We start from the raw sequence: 15413 nt of genomic DNA, 5'->3' as shown, positions 1-15413 counted from the left end.
TCTCGGTAATTGAATTGCCGAGGATTCCCGCTTATTATCCTAAATATTTTTTTAAAGCTTTTACCTACAATCTATTATTTTTCAGGGAATTGTACTCTCCCGGGTTGCAGCCGAATCTTTTGCGGAAGGCGCTGGCAAAGCGGCTGGGGGTGCTGAAGCCTGCCAGTTCTGCGATCTGGGTCATGGAATACTGCCCGCTCTGTACCAGGGGGAAGCTTTTGTTAACGCGGTATTCTTCCAGGTATCCGGTGATTGTTTTTCCGGTCATTTTTTTGAAAAGACGGCAGCAGACTTCTCTTGATAAGTGAACCTGGTCTGCCAGTTCCTGGAGGGAAATTACTTCTGCAAAGTGGAGGTTGAGATAGTTCAGCATCTTTTCCAGACGTTCCAGTTTCTGCTGATTGGCTGGAATAAATTTTGTCAATTCCTGTCTGTGAGCATACAGGATCATGCTGAATACTTCGCACAGAAGCCCCTTGATCTTTAACTCGTAACAGAATGATTTCTGATCAAAAACAGTTTCCACCTGGTTCAGTTTCTGCAGGATTTCTTTTCCATTTTCGTCTGCTTCTGTCAGATGAATGCAGGGAACTGCTGAATTTTGCAGAAACGGCCGGAAACAATTCCGCTCGACATCGCTGCCGAAATCACCATACAGAAAATCCGGTCTTACAAGGATCGTACTGTACAAAGCCCTCTCGTTCCTCGGAGAACTGCAGCTGTGCGGCACATTTCGATTCAGCAGAAGCCCTTCTCCCGGTCTGACCCTGTAACTTTTCTGATAAACCTGATAAATTGCCTCGCCTTCTCTTGGGAGACTGATCTCCAGATCATTATGCCAGTGGATGGGAACATTTTTGCCTTCAAATGACCATAGATCATCATGATTTACTGTCATGGGAAAGGTTTCTGTTCCGTGTGCTTCAAGTTCTCTTCTTGTACTGTCTACCAGGATTTTTCTTTTTGCCATCTTGTAGTTCTCCAGCTTCTGTTGTTTTTTCCGCTTCCGAATTAAAATAAGCTCTTAATTATCATAAATAAATTCGATGATCTGGTCAATATCTGTATCAGAAACAACAATACCAGAATCGTATTTTACCATGTATTTCTCTATAATGAGGCGTGCAATAAAAAGCACGCAAACTACTATAAGGAGGTTTTCTTATGTCCAGACCAAAATCAAACGAAATGGATCTCACCGTCGGAAATCCGTTCTGGTCATTGTTAAAATTTGCTGTTCCGGTCATTCTCGGAAATCTGTTCCAGCTTTTTTATACACTCGCTGACTCTGTGATCGTCGGCAAGACTCTTGGTGCTGACTCTGATCTGCTGTCTGCTGGCTCACCAGATTCTCAGATGGATGCAGATCCCGGATGACATCTCCGGAGAAGCTTATGATTATATGTTCGTGGTCCTTCTCGGAACGGGCGCTACTGTTTTTTACAATATGATCTCAAACATGCTCCGTGCACTTGGTGACAGCAAAACTCCACTTTATTTCCTGGTGTTTTCTTCTGTTTTGAATATTTTTCTGGATATCCTGTTTATTGTACCGTTCCATATGGGTGTTGCGGGAGCTGCATGGGCTACGATCCTTTCACAGTTTCTCTCTGCCCTGTTCAGTCTGATCGTCAGGCTGAAAAACTTTCCGGTACTGCTGCAGTCGCCGGATATACGGCTGCTTCCAAGGCAGATCAGGTTTCAGTTCTTGTGAATAATGCCATGATGACTGCTATTTCCAACTATGTTGCCCAGAATTTCGGTGCGGGCAAAAGTGACCGTATACGTCAGGGTGTGCGGGCTTGTCTGATCCAGACAGAAACGCTCAATCTTATTATGTGCGTCGGCATTCTGCTCCTGCGTCATCCGATCGTGCAGATGTTCCTGTCCAATCCTACGAAGGAAATTTATCATTATTCCGATATGTATCTGACTGTTGTTGCACCGTTTTATTTTATCCTAGGGCTTCTTGCTGTTTACCGGACTTCCATCCAGAGTATGCAGAATGGGCAGGCTCCTTTTGCTGCCTGTATGATCGAACTGGTCATGCGTATCGCCGCTACCGTTGGTCTCTCCGGCATGATCGGATACACTTCTGTCTGCATCGCCAGTCCTCTCGCATGGATCGGAGCCTGCTCCCTGCTGATTCCGGTTTACTACAAGATGATGCGCAGAGCTTAACTGTTTATTTTTCTGCCGCCTTCTCGGCGTATTCTGTTGTTACGAGATCTTCATATGCTACTCGTTCATTCAGTTCACTGGCATCTTCGAGGATATCTTCCAGGAGTTCAAAACTCTCTTTTTCGAAGATAAGATTGGATTTCCAGGTATCCTGATCATAGTAACGTTTTACGATAGTCTTAACTGTGTCGAGGTCAGTTTCTGCAAACTGTGGTGCAATGACTTTCGCGATTTCTTCCGGGGTGTGAGTCTGGACATATTCCATGCCTTTCTGGAGAGCATTTGTGAATTTCTGGATGACTTCTGGATTTTTTTGCATGTAACTGGTCTTTGCACTGTAGGAAGTGTATGGAACATAGCCGGAATCTACTCCGAGCGAAGCAACAACATATCCTGCGCCTTCTTTTTCCAGTGCAGTCGCAGACGGCTCAAATTCTACGGTAAAATCTGCTGAAGCATCACCTGTAAAAGCCGCCGCCGTGGAACCGAAATCAATGCTCTGGTTGATGGTCAGGTCTTTCTGCGGATCCAGTCCGTTTTTACGGAGAATGTATTCAAAGACCATTTCCGGCATGCCGCCCTTGCGACCGCCGAGAACTTTCTTTCCTTTCAGATCTTCCCATTTGAAGTCAGGCATTTCTTCCCTTGCCACAAGGAAGTTTCCGGCGCGCTGAGTAAGCTGCGCAAAGTTCACTGCCGGGTCAGTCGCACCTTCCTGGTATGCATAAATGGATGCTTCTGCTCCCATAAATCCGATATCTGCTTCACCGGAGATCAGAGCAGTCAGAACTTTATCTGCACCAAAGCCCGTCACCAGTGTCAGATCCAGACCTTCCTCTGCAAAATATCCCTCTTCGATTGCCACATACTGCGGCGCATAGAAAATCGAATGCGCTACTTCATTCAGTGTAACCTTCGTAAGCTTCTCCTCTTCTCCATCTTTCTTCGCAGCAAATACTCCCATCGGCAGTGCCGTCACCGCCAGAACCACTGCTGCTGCCAGTGAGATCCATTTTTTATTTTTCATGCAGATACTCCTTTTGAAACTTCTGCTGTTAGAGTATGCACAAAGCAAAAAAATGTTCTCGGTACAATATTTTATTGCAAAATAATAATATTCTCTTTCCTGTTCTACTTCCTGTTCATCCATACATAGGTGTATCTTCGTCTCAGCCAGGCTCTCCTGTCCATGAATTTCTGACTGGTCAGAAGTTTATTCAGGAAACTGGTCACGGTTCGTTCTTCATGAGGTTCCAGTTCGATCTCACCATAGATCACTTTTTCGATCAGATTGCAGACACGGGTATACTCTCCCGATTCGATCTCTTCAAAAAAGTCTGCAATAAGCCTGTCTGTTTCCTCTGTATTCCATCCCAGCCGTGCCCTGATACCCACAAGTGCCAGATAACTGTAGATCTTTTTCTCTGTTCTCAGTATTTTTTCTCTCGGTGAAGCTCCCCTGTCTGCTTTTCTGTCAGTCCACAGGCAGACATTTCTTATCACTTCGCACACTATGATCACCACTACAAAAAGGATAAGCAGTACTGCCACGATCCCAAGGCAGATCGCACCAACATCACGTGCGGCCCTGGTAAGTCTCTCACGGGCACTTTTGCCGCCTGCTCCATCCAGACCGGTTACCTCCTGTGAGCCAAAAGAATTATCTTTAAGCACAGCATTCTTCTGTGCGACATCCGGCGTACTTACCATCTTCTGAAGAGTAACTGCATCATAATAGTATCCCGGTGTCACATCCAGCGGAAGCCATCCGATTCCATCAAAATATGCTTCTGCCCACGCATGCGTATTTTCCCCGGTAAGGATGATCTCCTCACTCTGGCTGTTCTTGAGATCTGATTCCGAAATATAGTATCCTTCCACATATCTTGCAGGGATTCCATGGACTCTCAGTGCATCTACAGCTGCGGAAGCATACAGCATTGCATTTCCTCTCTGCGATCCTGTAAGGAAATATCTCACAAGGTCTTCTCCATCTGGAACTTCCTCTATATTCTCCGTATACTCAACGTTTTCTTTCAGGACATCTCTGATGCGGCAGATGGAACTGTAAATCCCATCACTGTCTGACTCGTAATCATCCCAGAACATCTGCTGGACCAGATCGCGTGTTTCGGGATCCACATCACGGTAAGTATCATAAACAAAGGCACGGTAAACAGCTTCCGTCTCACTGTACTGCTTCTGTTCTGCTGATTCCGGTGTACTCACCCAGGGATCTGTCACCATCAGTTCTGCCGGTCTTGTTCCGGAAGTTTCTTCTATCGTATAATTCCGTGCAGCAAAAAAACCTTTGTTACAAAATCTGATGTCTTTATCCTCAGTCAGTTTTCCTTTTTTGATATCTTCCACAGCTGCCGGTGTATATACATAGTAACGTGAAGCTCCGGTCACCCGGATCTGGATCTCATTTTTGTCTGGATTTTTTTCCTCATCACTATGAGCATAGTAATCTGAAATCTGGCAAAGCGGATCAAATGAATTTTCCTCAAGCCAGCCCAGCATTCCAGCATTCTCACCGCCATAGACAGCATCTGCCGGTTCTTCCCAGACTCCATCTTCATAAACAGATCCGACGAAACCTCGGAGATACAGTGTTTTCTGCTGCTCTGTCTTTAACTTAAGCATCTCCCTGGCATCCGCCTTAAGTTCGGATGCCAGATACAGATTTCCTTCTGGCAGTGTATCCTCTCCATATCGGATCTTGTGTATCTCTTCCTGTACAGATTCACGAAACTGACTGACTGCCAGAATTTCCTCCTCTGATACGACTCTTCCGAATATGCAGAAAACGATCAGGACTCCAATTGTCCAGCCCGCCCTGTTTCTTGTAAAAATCATCTCATCATCGGACACACACATTCCACAAAGAGCCGCAAACAAAAATCCACAGGCTGCAGGATTCAGTACCCCGCACAAAAGCTGCAGGATAACCCACAGAATGCAGAAAATATTTGCCAGCAAAAGATGTCTCCCATCTGCCAGAAACCAGGAGATCTCAGCTACTGCCAGGACAAGGATCAATGTAAAAACAAATGCATCATGCATGGACGCCTGCACAGAAAATAATGCCAGACCGCCCGCATTCGCAGTATTCCACTGGCTGATCAGCATATTGATCCATGCCTGTGCGCCTGTCCAGCCTCCACGAAAAACTCCTGTAAAGACCAGAAGCACGATCCATGGCAGTCCTGCAATTGCCGTGGCAAACCGCATTCTCTCTCTCATGATCTCAGCCAGAACACAGCACAAAATCCCTGCGCCTGCCGTCAGGATACATACAGGCAGCGCGGATAACTGTCCCTTCCAGCTTTCTCTTATGACAAGAAAGATTCCGCCCGTCAGAAGAAGTGCCAGAAATGTGATCCATATGATATTTTTGTATCTGTTTTGATTCCGGTCCATATAAAGTCTCTGAACAGGAATCTGTTCTTTTTTATTTCTCATTCTCTCTTCTGATCCTTAACATATGATACGATACGTATCTTTTTTATTGTCTGCCGGAATCTCCACAATCTGACAGGTTCCATTTTTGCTGGCATTCACAGTAGTGCTGTCCTGAACCGCATTCAGGACGGTAATACTGATCTTTCCATCCAGAAGACTTAAATTCTGATCATATTTCCCTGCGGAAAGGATCAAAAGCCTTGTAAAATATTTCTCCATATGTCCTGTCGCAAAATATTTCAATCCGTCTCCACCGTTATCCTGGATCCGGCAGGCAAGCCACTGTGTCAGCATCTTCTGATAGTCACTTTTATTCCTGATCTCCGTCAGATGTAGACCATTTGGACCTGGAAAAGCAATACAGAAAGGAACTCCTTTCATGATAAACTGCTGTCCGACTGCCACTCCAATCCCGACTGCCGCATTCACTTCCCTGGCTGAAACTGTCTCTCCAAGCTGTTTACGTCCAAAATCCGGAAGGATTACAACATTGTAGTGAGAAGGATCGCTGGCTTCCTTAAGAATCAGTGTGTCGGTCTTACTGGAAAGTTTCCAGTGGATCGAGCGTATATCATCTCCTGGCACATATTCACGGATATCAAAGATCTCGCTCAGATCATTTCCCTTGCGGTTCTGGATCATTCCTTCCTCCTGCGGTGCACCCGCCATGTTTTTGTCCAGTTCCACACGGATATCCATCGTTTCCGGATAAACGACTGTCCGAATTGCCCTGGGCTTTTTCCCTCCGGCCCTGAACAGTTTGAACAGGTCAAAAATCCAGATATTCTGACATTCTATACAGGTTTCTCCACAGAAATCTGTTTCTGCCGGAATCTCAAAATGATTTCTGCGGCCACTGAGACTCATCAGAAACTTCCTGTGTTCTACTGTATCAAACATTTCATTCCTGATCTCCAGTTCTGCCATTACATAACCCGCCGCATGAAAAAAATGTTCAGAACTGATATCCACAGACAGAAAAACTTCCTGTCCTTCCTTAACTGCCGGCGCAATTGTCAACACTGTCTCGATACTCCGGATATCCCTTCGAAGGAACAGATACATTGCCACAGCAAGCGTCATAAGCAGAACGACCGAATAAAGCATAAAAGGTCTGCTGTAAGCAAACAGCAGTATCATACATCCTGAAAAAGCAAGGATATAACCTAACCGATTTTTCCACATATCTGCTTACCTTTCTTCTGCTGATGCAGGTCTGACTTTGGTAAGGATATCTTCCAGAAGCGCCCTTGCTGTGACTCCCTCCACCTGTGCCTGTGGACGCATGACCAGTCTGTGGGCACAGACATCTGCAAATACATTCTGCACATCCTCCGGGATCACATAATTTCTTTCGTTCAGGACAGCACTTGCCTTTGCCATCTTCACCAGAGCAGAAACACCTCGCGGTGAGATACCCAGTTCTACCAGCGGATGTTCTCTCGTCTCTTCGCAGAGAAGAATTGCATATTTCAGCACGCTGTCTGTCATACGGACAGAAGTAAGATAATTCTGGACTTCCAGGATATTCTGTGCACTTGTCACAGTCCTGAGATCCAGAAGCGGATTACTGTAGCGCTGCGCGTTGATGATCTTCATCTGGTTCTCGAGTGTCGGATATCCAATGGAAAGGCACACCATAAAGCGGTCAAGCTGTGATTCCGGAAGCGGCTGTGTTCCGGCAAAACCAAGCGGGTTCTCCGTCGCAATACATACAAATGGAACCGGAAGTTCATGCGTCACACCATCAAGGCTGATCGTATGCTCTTCCATAACCTCAAGAAGTGCCGCCTGAGTCTTTGGAGAAGTTCGGTTAATCTCATCAGCAAGAAGAAGCTGGCAGTTTGCAGCTCCTTCTCTGTATTCAAACTGATTCTTTTCTCTGTTGTACATATTAAAGCCTGTGATATCTGACGGCAGCGTATCTGTGGTAAACTGAATACGCTTATTACTCAGTCCCAGAACCTTGGCAAACGCCAGGGCCAGGGTTGTTTTGCCTACACCGGGACAGTCTTCCAGAAGGACATGTCCACCCGCGTAGATCGTCATCAGCACTTTTTCGATGATATTATTCTTGCCAATGAACGCTTTGTTTACTTCTTCTATGATTTCTCTGGATTGTTCAACGATCATTCCTGTATTTCCTCCTCATTTTCCACAGATCCTTCTACGTCAGTCTCTGCTTCTGGTTCTTCATCTTCTGATGTATCTTCTGTATCTTCTATGTCTTCTGGTCCGTCATCTTCTGAATTATCCTGCTCCGGATCTGATACAATCTCATCTTCTGCTGGAATTTCGAAGGATATACTGTCGTCTGTTTCCTCTGTTTCCTGTGTTTCTTCTGCTTCTTCCTCAACGTTCGGGATTTCATTACCGGACAGTTCTTCACCCAAAGTATCAGTCTCTTTCTTCTCTTCTTTCGGATCAAGTCCCATCATCACGCGAATCCTGTTTTCTGCCGGAAGGAGACGCCTGGATATTTCTTTGTCGATTTCTTCATCTGTCGGAGCTGTTCCATCCTCGCCTGTCAGATCATTTATGACAGCCTGTTTTACCGCATCCAGATCCGCATAACCAGCCAGCGCATAACGCCATTCCTCAATATAGTTTGCCTCACAGCCTTCCGGTACATGGATTTCAAGCTTACTGTCATCCACACCAAAACTGTATTCTGTATCATCTGAACTTCTCTGAAGCTTAAGCGGTGTCTCACTCTGGAAATTAAGAACCAGTTTCTCTGAATTCACACCAGAGAAAGTATTTTCGCTGATTCCGATGACAGTAGACGGAATCGTTACAGAACTCAGGTTGCTGCATTTTGAAAACGCTCCTGACGCAATGTAATTTACGGAAGTTGCCAGTGGAAGTTCCATTTTCTCTTTTTCGGCTGCAATGTCCAGATTCTGTATATAGGACGGCGCACCGATCAGTGTCACCTCATAATCACCGGAATTGTAACGATACGGGTAAAAATCTGTTGGCTCTGTCACCTGTTCTGCTCCGAGCATGGTACGGATATTATTCTCGGATTCGAGAAGTCTCTGCTCCAGAATACTGTCAATCTGTTCATCCGGCAGGAACTCCCATGTATCCCAGTCAATAAATTCCCACTGAAGGTCGGACCACATACGAAGATAAGCGGTGTCGCTGCCCAGCTCATAATATCCGCAGAACAGATAACGCCACTTTTTGGCAAAAGCAGCCTCATTGCCCGCCATCACATGAAGCTTAATGTGTTCCACTTCTTCCTCTCTGGTCCAGTAACTGTTAAACTGGAACGGCTGTGTTCCATAAATGGAAAGTTCCGGTTCTCCTCCGGTAAATGTGATATCTGTCAGAGAAGAACATCCATCAAAAACATTCGCATACAGATAACTGTTTAATCCAAACTCTCCTAATGTCACAGAGGTAAGAGAACTGCATCCTGCAAAAATGCCTTCCGCAAACTGAATACTGTATCCCGGTACCACTGCTGATGTAATGTTCTTACAGCCGGCAAATACGTCAGAACTGACAAACGGATTATCCTGGAGAATAACATCTCCTCCAAGCTGTGAATTCGCAAATGCCCCCGGGTCAAATGCCCAGAGTCCCCAAAGTTCCTCCCAGTTCAGTGTAAAACTTCCACTCTCGGAACATGTCTTTTCCATGGCATAGGAAAAAATCTCCTGTGTCGTCCATGGCAGTTCTACCTGATCTGCCATCGTGAGTCCGCTTCGAATAGCAAGCCACGGACTTCCGTATTCATTCAGGCCATACAGCATTCTGCCTTCGCCGCCAATATCCACGATATCGTATCCATAAACACCGGAATCTTCCGTAAAGTTTACGCATCTTGCAGAATATCCATCAGCATTCGTCGGTACATATACCATGCTGTTCCCGGCAGAATCATGAAGTTCCGGTACTGAGTCATCTTCCAGATAACCCGTCATTGCATTGGATGCAAGAAATCTGAGCGAATCACAGTTTTCAAATGCCATATTCCCAATCGTAATTGTATCCTTGTTATTGATCAGCGCGCCCTGAAGTGATGTACATCCTTTAAATGCCTGATATCCGATATTGTCGACACTTTCCGGAAGGATCGCCCAGATAAGCTCTGTACAGTTTTCAAATGCATTATCATCAATCGCATTAATTGTCAGTACCGTTCCGTCCGCAGCAGTCACTGTACCGTCAAAATATGTAATATCCTTTGGTGCCTCGATCAGAACTGTCTCTTCTTTATCATTCCGGATCGTGCTGCTGTAGATATAGCCTTCTGTAGAAGTTCCAAGCAGTTCTACAGAAATTTCCGGTGACGCGCCGGCTTTCTGAAGCTGTTCCTGCACAGAATCATACTGTTCCTGAGAGTAACAGCGGATTATCTCTATCCGACTGTCGGACAGACATTCTGCCTCCAGCTCCACTGTACTGCCGTTTCCTGGCATAATAAGGGTCGAAGTCCCTTCCACACCCTCAAATGCTCCATTCTGAATGACTTTTACACTGTTTGGCAGAACATAAGACGTTCTTCCTGTATTAAGGATCTTGCGGAGTTTTCTCTCATTACTTACAATTCCCTCATTCTGTACCGTATAAGTAATTTCAGGATTTTCTTCTGCTGCCACTGTATTATCATTTCCCTCTGCTGCCTTGTAATTCTGTTCAAGAAAAGCATTCAGAAGATTATCATCTATGATCGTCTTGCATCCATGAAGATTCTGATAGCTGATCTCCGGCATCAGATCCAGTGTCCTTGCCTCAAGATACAGTTCACTCAGATTGTTGTCAGCAGTCAGGCTTACCTTTGTTACGGTTTCCGGCACAGTCAGTTTTTCCATTTTATGTGGAATTGCCAGGTAGCTGGTCTGATCTTTATTGGTCAGAACCCCTTCTTTTGTAGCAGAATAATTACGGTTTCCGGAGCTTACCAGATATCCCTGGTCTACATCCAGTCCGCCTTCTGTGTCCTCAATGTACAGAACCGTATCCGGAATTTCAAGGTAATCTGTATTCAGCCCGGCACCTGCATCAATAATAACTGCCTGTATGTATTCCGGAACACTCACCTTGCGGTACTGACGTTTATCAGTTCCAATATAATACGCTTCCTGTGCCTTGTCCGTAAATCCTGTGAGAGTCTGAAGATAACAGAGGTTCATGTACTGGTCGCCCACCTCATAGTTATCCGACATCCACTCATAGACAAGTTTGGCAGTATATCTGGAATCCAATGGAATTTTGTCTGCCGGTTCCAGAATGTGACGACCTTTTGTGACTTTATAAAGCCACGGCACCAGTTCCCCGTCTTCTTCCCATCCCGGAAACAGGCTGGTGAGCTGATTACCGGATATAATATTGTCCTGATAACGGAAAAGGTTGAAAATTTCTCCCAGTTCCGGATGCTGTTCTGTATTCAGAATATCATCTTCAAGAATCACCTGTTCTTCTTCATCAACCCGATTAGCGAGAACAAAGATACGGTTTCCCTTTGGAATGTAAGAAACCAGTTTCTTTTTCCAGTTGGAATCTTTGGCTGACATTCGGTATGATACACGGATGAGCATCTTTCCTTCTTCGAGGCCTTCCGGAATCGTTAACGGGAAATCTGTCTTCCAGCTCTGGCCGCCGTCAAACGAAACTGCTTCAATACGGATATACTTATCCAGTGCATCTGCTCCCCACAGATAACCGTTGCCGTCCTTGCCATATACCAGCGTATCCAGTGAATTATAGACATCCCTTTTTGTCACTTTCTGGTCTTCATAAAGGACACTTCCGCTGTTATAGCTGGACTGTTCAATTACAATACTTGTATTACTTCCGTCTTCTTTATCATCAGATGCCGGTGTCACCCCTTCTACATAAGGTTTGAATGTGATCAGACCGGTACCTCCTCCAATTGTCGGATTTGATTTCGTGGATTCCGGATCCTTGATTGAACTGGATGGTCTTGAAGGTGTAGTTGTTGGTGCTGGTGCCGTAGTCGGTGCCGGTGCTGAAGTTGGCACCGGAGTCGGCGTTGTCTTTGTTGTATTGTTTCCGGAACTGGAACCAGGAGTTTTGGTCGGTGAAGGGCTGTTGTTGTCTGTTTTGCTGTTATTCTTCTTAGTTTCTGAGGAACTTCCCGACTTATCTGTACCTGAAGAATTACTACTGCTGCTTCCATTTCCTCCATTCTGCGTGGTACCATTTAATTCTGTATCCGCTTTGGAAGGATCTTTGACTATGCTATAGGTTTCTTCCGGTTTCTGCTGTTCTTCCTCCTGCTGATCCTGCTTTGGAATATCACTTCCTGTATTCTCTCCGTCCAGAAGTCCTACTGCCTTTGTACTCACCTGTTCATTCTCAAACAGATAGTCCGCCTGGTCTTTGAGCTCGGTGCTTTCTTTTTCCTGATCGTCCTGTTTATCTTTGAGAAGACTGCTTTCTTTGCTATCGTCTTTCTTCTTACGGTCTACGCCAGATTCGTCACCGTCAAATACGACCTGATTCGTCTGGATCTCCTGGTCATTCTGAAACGGTTTGAAATCTGTTCCTGACTTATAAGCTGATGCTATGGCAACGGTGCCGGCTGCAAGAACCGGTACTATTGTAACAGCAAGTCCGATTTTTTTCTTGTTCATGATAGTCCCTTCTCTTTTTCTCTGAGGAATACTCCTATATTATGCTGCAATGCGGTGAAATCCACCGGTTTTGCATAATGTCCATTCATACCACTCTCGATGGAACGACGTTCGTCCTCCACAAAAGCATCTGCAGAAAGTGCAAAGATCAGTACACTCTTTGCATCCGCCCTGTTCATCTGGCGAATCTGTTTCGCTGCTGTCCGTCCATCCATGACAGGCATCTGCACATCCATAAGGATAAAATCATAATACTCTTCCGGATGTGCAGCAAAACGGTCAACTGCTTCCTGACCATTCTGTGCCAGATCGACTTCTGCACCCATCTGTTCCAGAATCTCCGTTGCGATCATGGCGTTGATATCATTATCCTCCGCAACAAGTATACGGCGTCCGGCAAAAGCATTGGTGTCTTCTTCCGGTTCTGCCTTGTGCTCTGAATTCTGTGTTCCTGTATCGCCCAGAGCTTCTTCTGCTGCCGGAAGATGCAGAAATACAGAGAAATCTGACCCTTTTCCCGGAGTGCTTCTTACCACGATCTCTCCGCCCATCAGTCTGACCAGATTATCGGTGATCGCCATACCAAGACCGGAACCACCGTATTTCCTTGCAGTATCACTACTCTCCTGCTCAAATGGACGGAAAATACGGTTGATAAATTCCGGTTCCATTCCGATACCTGTATCATGGACACAGATCATAAGATCTGCCATTCCATCCTGAAGCATCATCTGGCGGAACGTAACTGTGATTTCTCCCCTGCGGGTAAACTTGATTGCATTGGAAAGGAAGTTAATGATGACCTGGCTGATTCTGAGTTCATCTCCGATCACATGATCTATGGTCATATCCTCAAATTTGATCTCATAGTGAATTCCCTCTGCTTCCAGATTCTTCGCGAACATATCGTAGAGCCGCCTGCCAAGATTTCTGAGGCTGAAACTCTTGTGTTCAAGTTCTACCTTGCCGGCCTCGATCCTGGACATATCCAGAATGTCATTGATCAGTGCCAGCAGATGCCCGGAAAGTTCTTCCGCCTTGGTCAGATAGGTGCGCGAAGGAGCATTGCTCTCAAGACTGCTTTCTGCCAGCGTAAGCATACCCATGATTCCATTCATCGGTGTCCGGATCTCATGGGACATACGATTCAGGAATGTTGTTTTGGACTGACTTTCTTCTTCGGCTTTGCGAAGCAGTTCCTCGTACTGTTCAATCTGGTTATGCTGCTTCGTGGTGTCTGTAAAAGAAAGAAGACTGTATCTGCCGTCAGATGCACTGCTCATGGACATCGTAAGCCAGATATCATTTTTCATAGGAAATTCAAAAATTTCTGTGTGTGTACCATCCCAGTTTCGGTAATGTTCCCAGATGCCATTCCGGTGTTCTCCGGTCTGGAGGTTATGATCCAGGCAGGTCACATCATTCTGAAGTTCCTGTAAACCAACTCCAAGAAGTTTCTCTGTCCCTTCTGTTGCATAAACCGGCATTCTGTCACTTTGCCGTATCACAACACAGGCTTCATTTTCTCTGAAATTTATTTCCTTAAGAAATACGCTCTCTCCACCCCGAAGTGTGGAACTGTTTTTTTGTTTATTCTTGTTTCGCCCTCTTTTTGCAAGCAAAAATACAGCCGCCAGTGCTTCTACGCTTCCAATTGCCACCAGCGGAAAGTGATTTCCAAGTATTGTCAGCAAATCTGCAATCTCATTCACTTTCTCACAATTCCCCCTGTTCCGCATGATCTCCCAGTCTGCGATTTTCTACTTCTATTTATTCTACACAAAATCAACAGGAAAAGAAATAGATATTTGCCCGATTCATGCGGTTTTCGATAAGTAATTGCTAAATATATTCAACAAAAAACACGCCTTCTGCCATATTTCTTGTCTTATTCTGTCCGAAGCCTTATAATAGGAAATATCTGTATCAAAACTTTATGTTCCAAGGAGGAAACTCATGAAACTGAATCCATTCTGTATGTGCTGTGCCATCAACAAGCAGGAAAAAAAGATCCGTGATTTTGATGACGCAGACCGAAAAACCGAATATATGAAAAAAGTCATGGAGCTTATGGCAAATGCCGGCGAGGACGACTGTGCCCCGAGTATTTCCATTGATCTGAAAAAAATGTTCAGCGATTTCTGGGAGCAGCCCATGGAAGATTACTCTTCCATCAAGAAAGAATTCAATCAGCTCATGCTAGATCTGGAACCATCTCTTGAGGAAACGATCCGGAACTCTGACGATCCGCTGAAAACGGCACTTCTCTATGCACGTATCGGCAACTATATTGATTTTGCCGCACTTGCAAATGTGGATTCTGCCACTGTCCTCTCTCTTCTTAATGAAGAAAATAAGGATCCACTTGACGAAAATGAATACCGCCGCTTCCGCGAAGAACTCGCCTCTGCCTCCAGGCTTGTTTACCTGACAGATAACTGTGGTGAAGTTGTACTTGATAAGCTTGTCGTCAAACTGCTGAAAGAATTCTATCCTGAGCTTGCCATCACTGTGATCGTCCGCGGTTTCCCTGCTATCAACGATGCGACAATGGAAGATGCCGAGGAGATCGGGCTTACAGAGATTACCAGAGTCATCGGCAATGGCAATGATGTCGGCGGCACCTGGCTTCCGCATATCAGCGAGGAAGCACGGAAACTGCTTGAAACAGCAGATCTCATCATCGCCAAGGGCCAGGGCAACTATGAAACACTGCATGAATGCGGTCTCAATATTTATTATCTTTTTCTGTGTAAATGTGAATGGTTCCAGCGTCAGTTCCATGCACATCCACTGGAAGGTATGTTCATAAATGAACGCCGGATCTGACGGATTGACGAAGCTTTTCCCCCTTTTCGTCAATCTGTCAAGAAACCACCAAAATCTTTGTAAAAATCTTCACTGGTAAGCGTCTTTTGTTTTCGCTATACTGATAACAGTTCAAAACGAAAGCAAAAACTACTACAATTATTTTGGAGGAATAAGAAATGGCAAGTTTATCTTTACAGCATATCAACAAGACATATCCGAACGGTTTCGAAGCCGTTAAAGATTTCAACCTTGAAATCGAAGATAAAGAATTTATCATCTTTGTAGGACCATCTGGATGTGGTAAATCTACTACACTTCGTATGGTAGCCGGACTGGAAGAGATCT

General features: G+C 45.2%; 11 protein-coding genes and 1 pseudogene. 5 read left to right on the top strand and 7 right to left on the bottom strand.

Annotation, left to right across the window (positions count from 1 at the left end):
* Positions 1-64: 64 nt before the first annotated feature.
* A complete protein-coding gene (locus QZL69_RS00075) occupies positions 65-970 on the bottom strand; it encodes an AraC family transcriptional regulator (RefSeq protein WP_022213197.1) in 906 nt (301 codons plus the stop codon).
* 194 nt (positions 971-1164) lie between these two features.
* Between QZL69_RS00075 and QZL69_RS00070 the strand changes: the two genes are divergently transcribed.
* The 3 genes and pseudogenes from QZL69_RS00070 to QZL69_RS00060 all read left to right on the top strand — a co-directional run bounded on the left by QZL69_RS00070 (position 1165) and on the right by QZL69_RS00060 (position 2181).
* Positions 1165-1377, top strand: a complete 213-nt coding sequence (locus QZL69_RS00070) for an mATE efflux family protein (RefSeq protein ID WP_022213196.1) — start codon at positions 1165-1167, stop codon at positions 1375-1377.
* A pseudogene (locus QZL69_RS14055) lies at positions 1361-1480 on the top strand (hypothetical protein); the annotation flags it as partial. The gene QZL69_RS00070 and the pseudogene QZL69_RS14055, both read left to right, overlap by 17 nt.
* Positions 1481-1581: 101 nt before the next feature.
* Positions 1582-2181 (top strand): MATE family efflux transporter, encoded by a 600-nt coding sequence (locus tag QZL69_RS00060; protein WP_022213195.1) that lies wholly within the window; start codon positions 1582-1584, stop codon positions 2179-2181.
* Between the two features lie 4 nt (positions 2182-2185).
* Here QZL69_RS00060 and QZL69_RS00055 read toward each other — a convergent pair whose 3' ends face one another.
* From QZL69_RS00055 to QZL69_RS00030, 6 genes are all read right to left on the bottom strand, one after another.
* Positions 2186-3145: an ABC transporter substrate-binding protein gene (locus tag QZL69_RS00055; protein ID WP_442852502.1), complete on the bottom strand. Its 960-nt coding sequence runs from the start codon at positions 3143-3145 to the stop codon at positions 2186-2188.
* 167 nt (positions 3146-3312) lie between these two features.
* Positions 3313-5646 carry a transglutaminase-like domain-containing protein gene (locus QZL69_RS00050; RefSeq protein ID WP_022213193.1) on the bottom strand — a complete coding sequence of 778 codons (2334 nt, stop codon included), beginning with the start codon at positions 5644-5646 and terminating at the stop codon, positions 3313-3315.
* A gap of 15 nt (positions 5647-5661) precedes the next feature.
* Entirely contained in the window at positions 5662-6753 is a 1092-nt protein-coding gene (locus QZL69_RS00045; RefSeq protein WP_291517464.1) for a DUF58 domain-containing protein, read from the bottom strand.
* Between the two features lie 84 nt (positions 6754-6837).
* Positions 6838-7779, bottom strand: a complete 942-nt coding sequence (locus QZL69_RS00040; protein ID WP_022213191.1) for an AAA family ATPase — start codon at positions 7777-7779, stop codon at positions 6838-6840.
* Entirely contained in the window at positions 7776-12257 is a 4482-nt protein-coding gene (locus tag QZL69_RS00035; RefSeq protein WP_022213190.1) for a leucine-rich repeat protein, read from the bottom strand. Before QZL69_RS00035 ends, QZL69_RS00040 begins: the two co-directional genes overlap by 4 nt.
* Positions 12254-13969 (bottom strand): ATP-binding protein, encoded by a 1716-nt coding sequence (locus tag QZL69_RS00030; RefSeq protein WP_158565289.1) that lies wholly within the window; start codon positions 13967-13969, stop codon positions 12254-12256. The genes QZL69_RS00035 and QZL69_RS00030 overlap by 4 nt, the downstream gene beginning before the upstream one ends.
* A gap of 244 nt (positions 13970-14213) precedes the next feature.
* Here QZL69_RS00030 and QZL69_RS00025 point away from each other — a divergent pair, with 244 nt between their 5' ends.
* Together QZL69_RS00025 and QZL69_RS00020 are read left to right on the top strand one after the other, a co-directional pair.
* Positions 14214-15086, top strand: coding sequence for a damage-control phosphatase ARMT1 family protein (locus QZL69_RS00025; protein ID WP_022213188.1), 873 nt, complete (start codon positions 14214-14216; stop codon positions 15084-15086).
* Positions 15087-15244: 158 nt separating this feature from the next.
* The coding region (locus QZL69_RS00020) for an ATP-binding cassette domain-containing protein (protein WP_291517475.1) at positions 15245-15413 on the top strand (169 nt) is incomplete at its 3' end.

This window comes from Blautia sp. CAG:237, from assembly GCF_000436615.1.
Taxonomy (GTDB): domain Bacteria; phylum Bacillota; class Clostridia; order Lachnospirales; family Lachnospiraceae; genus Blautia_A; species Blautia_A intestinihominis.
Note: the sequence above shows the minus strand (reverse complement) of the source record. Positions and strands in the feature narration are given on the sequence as shown.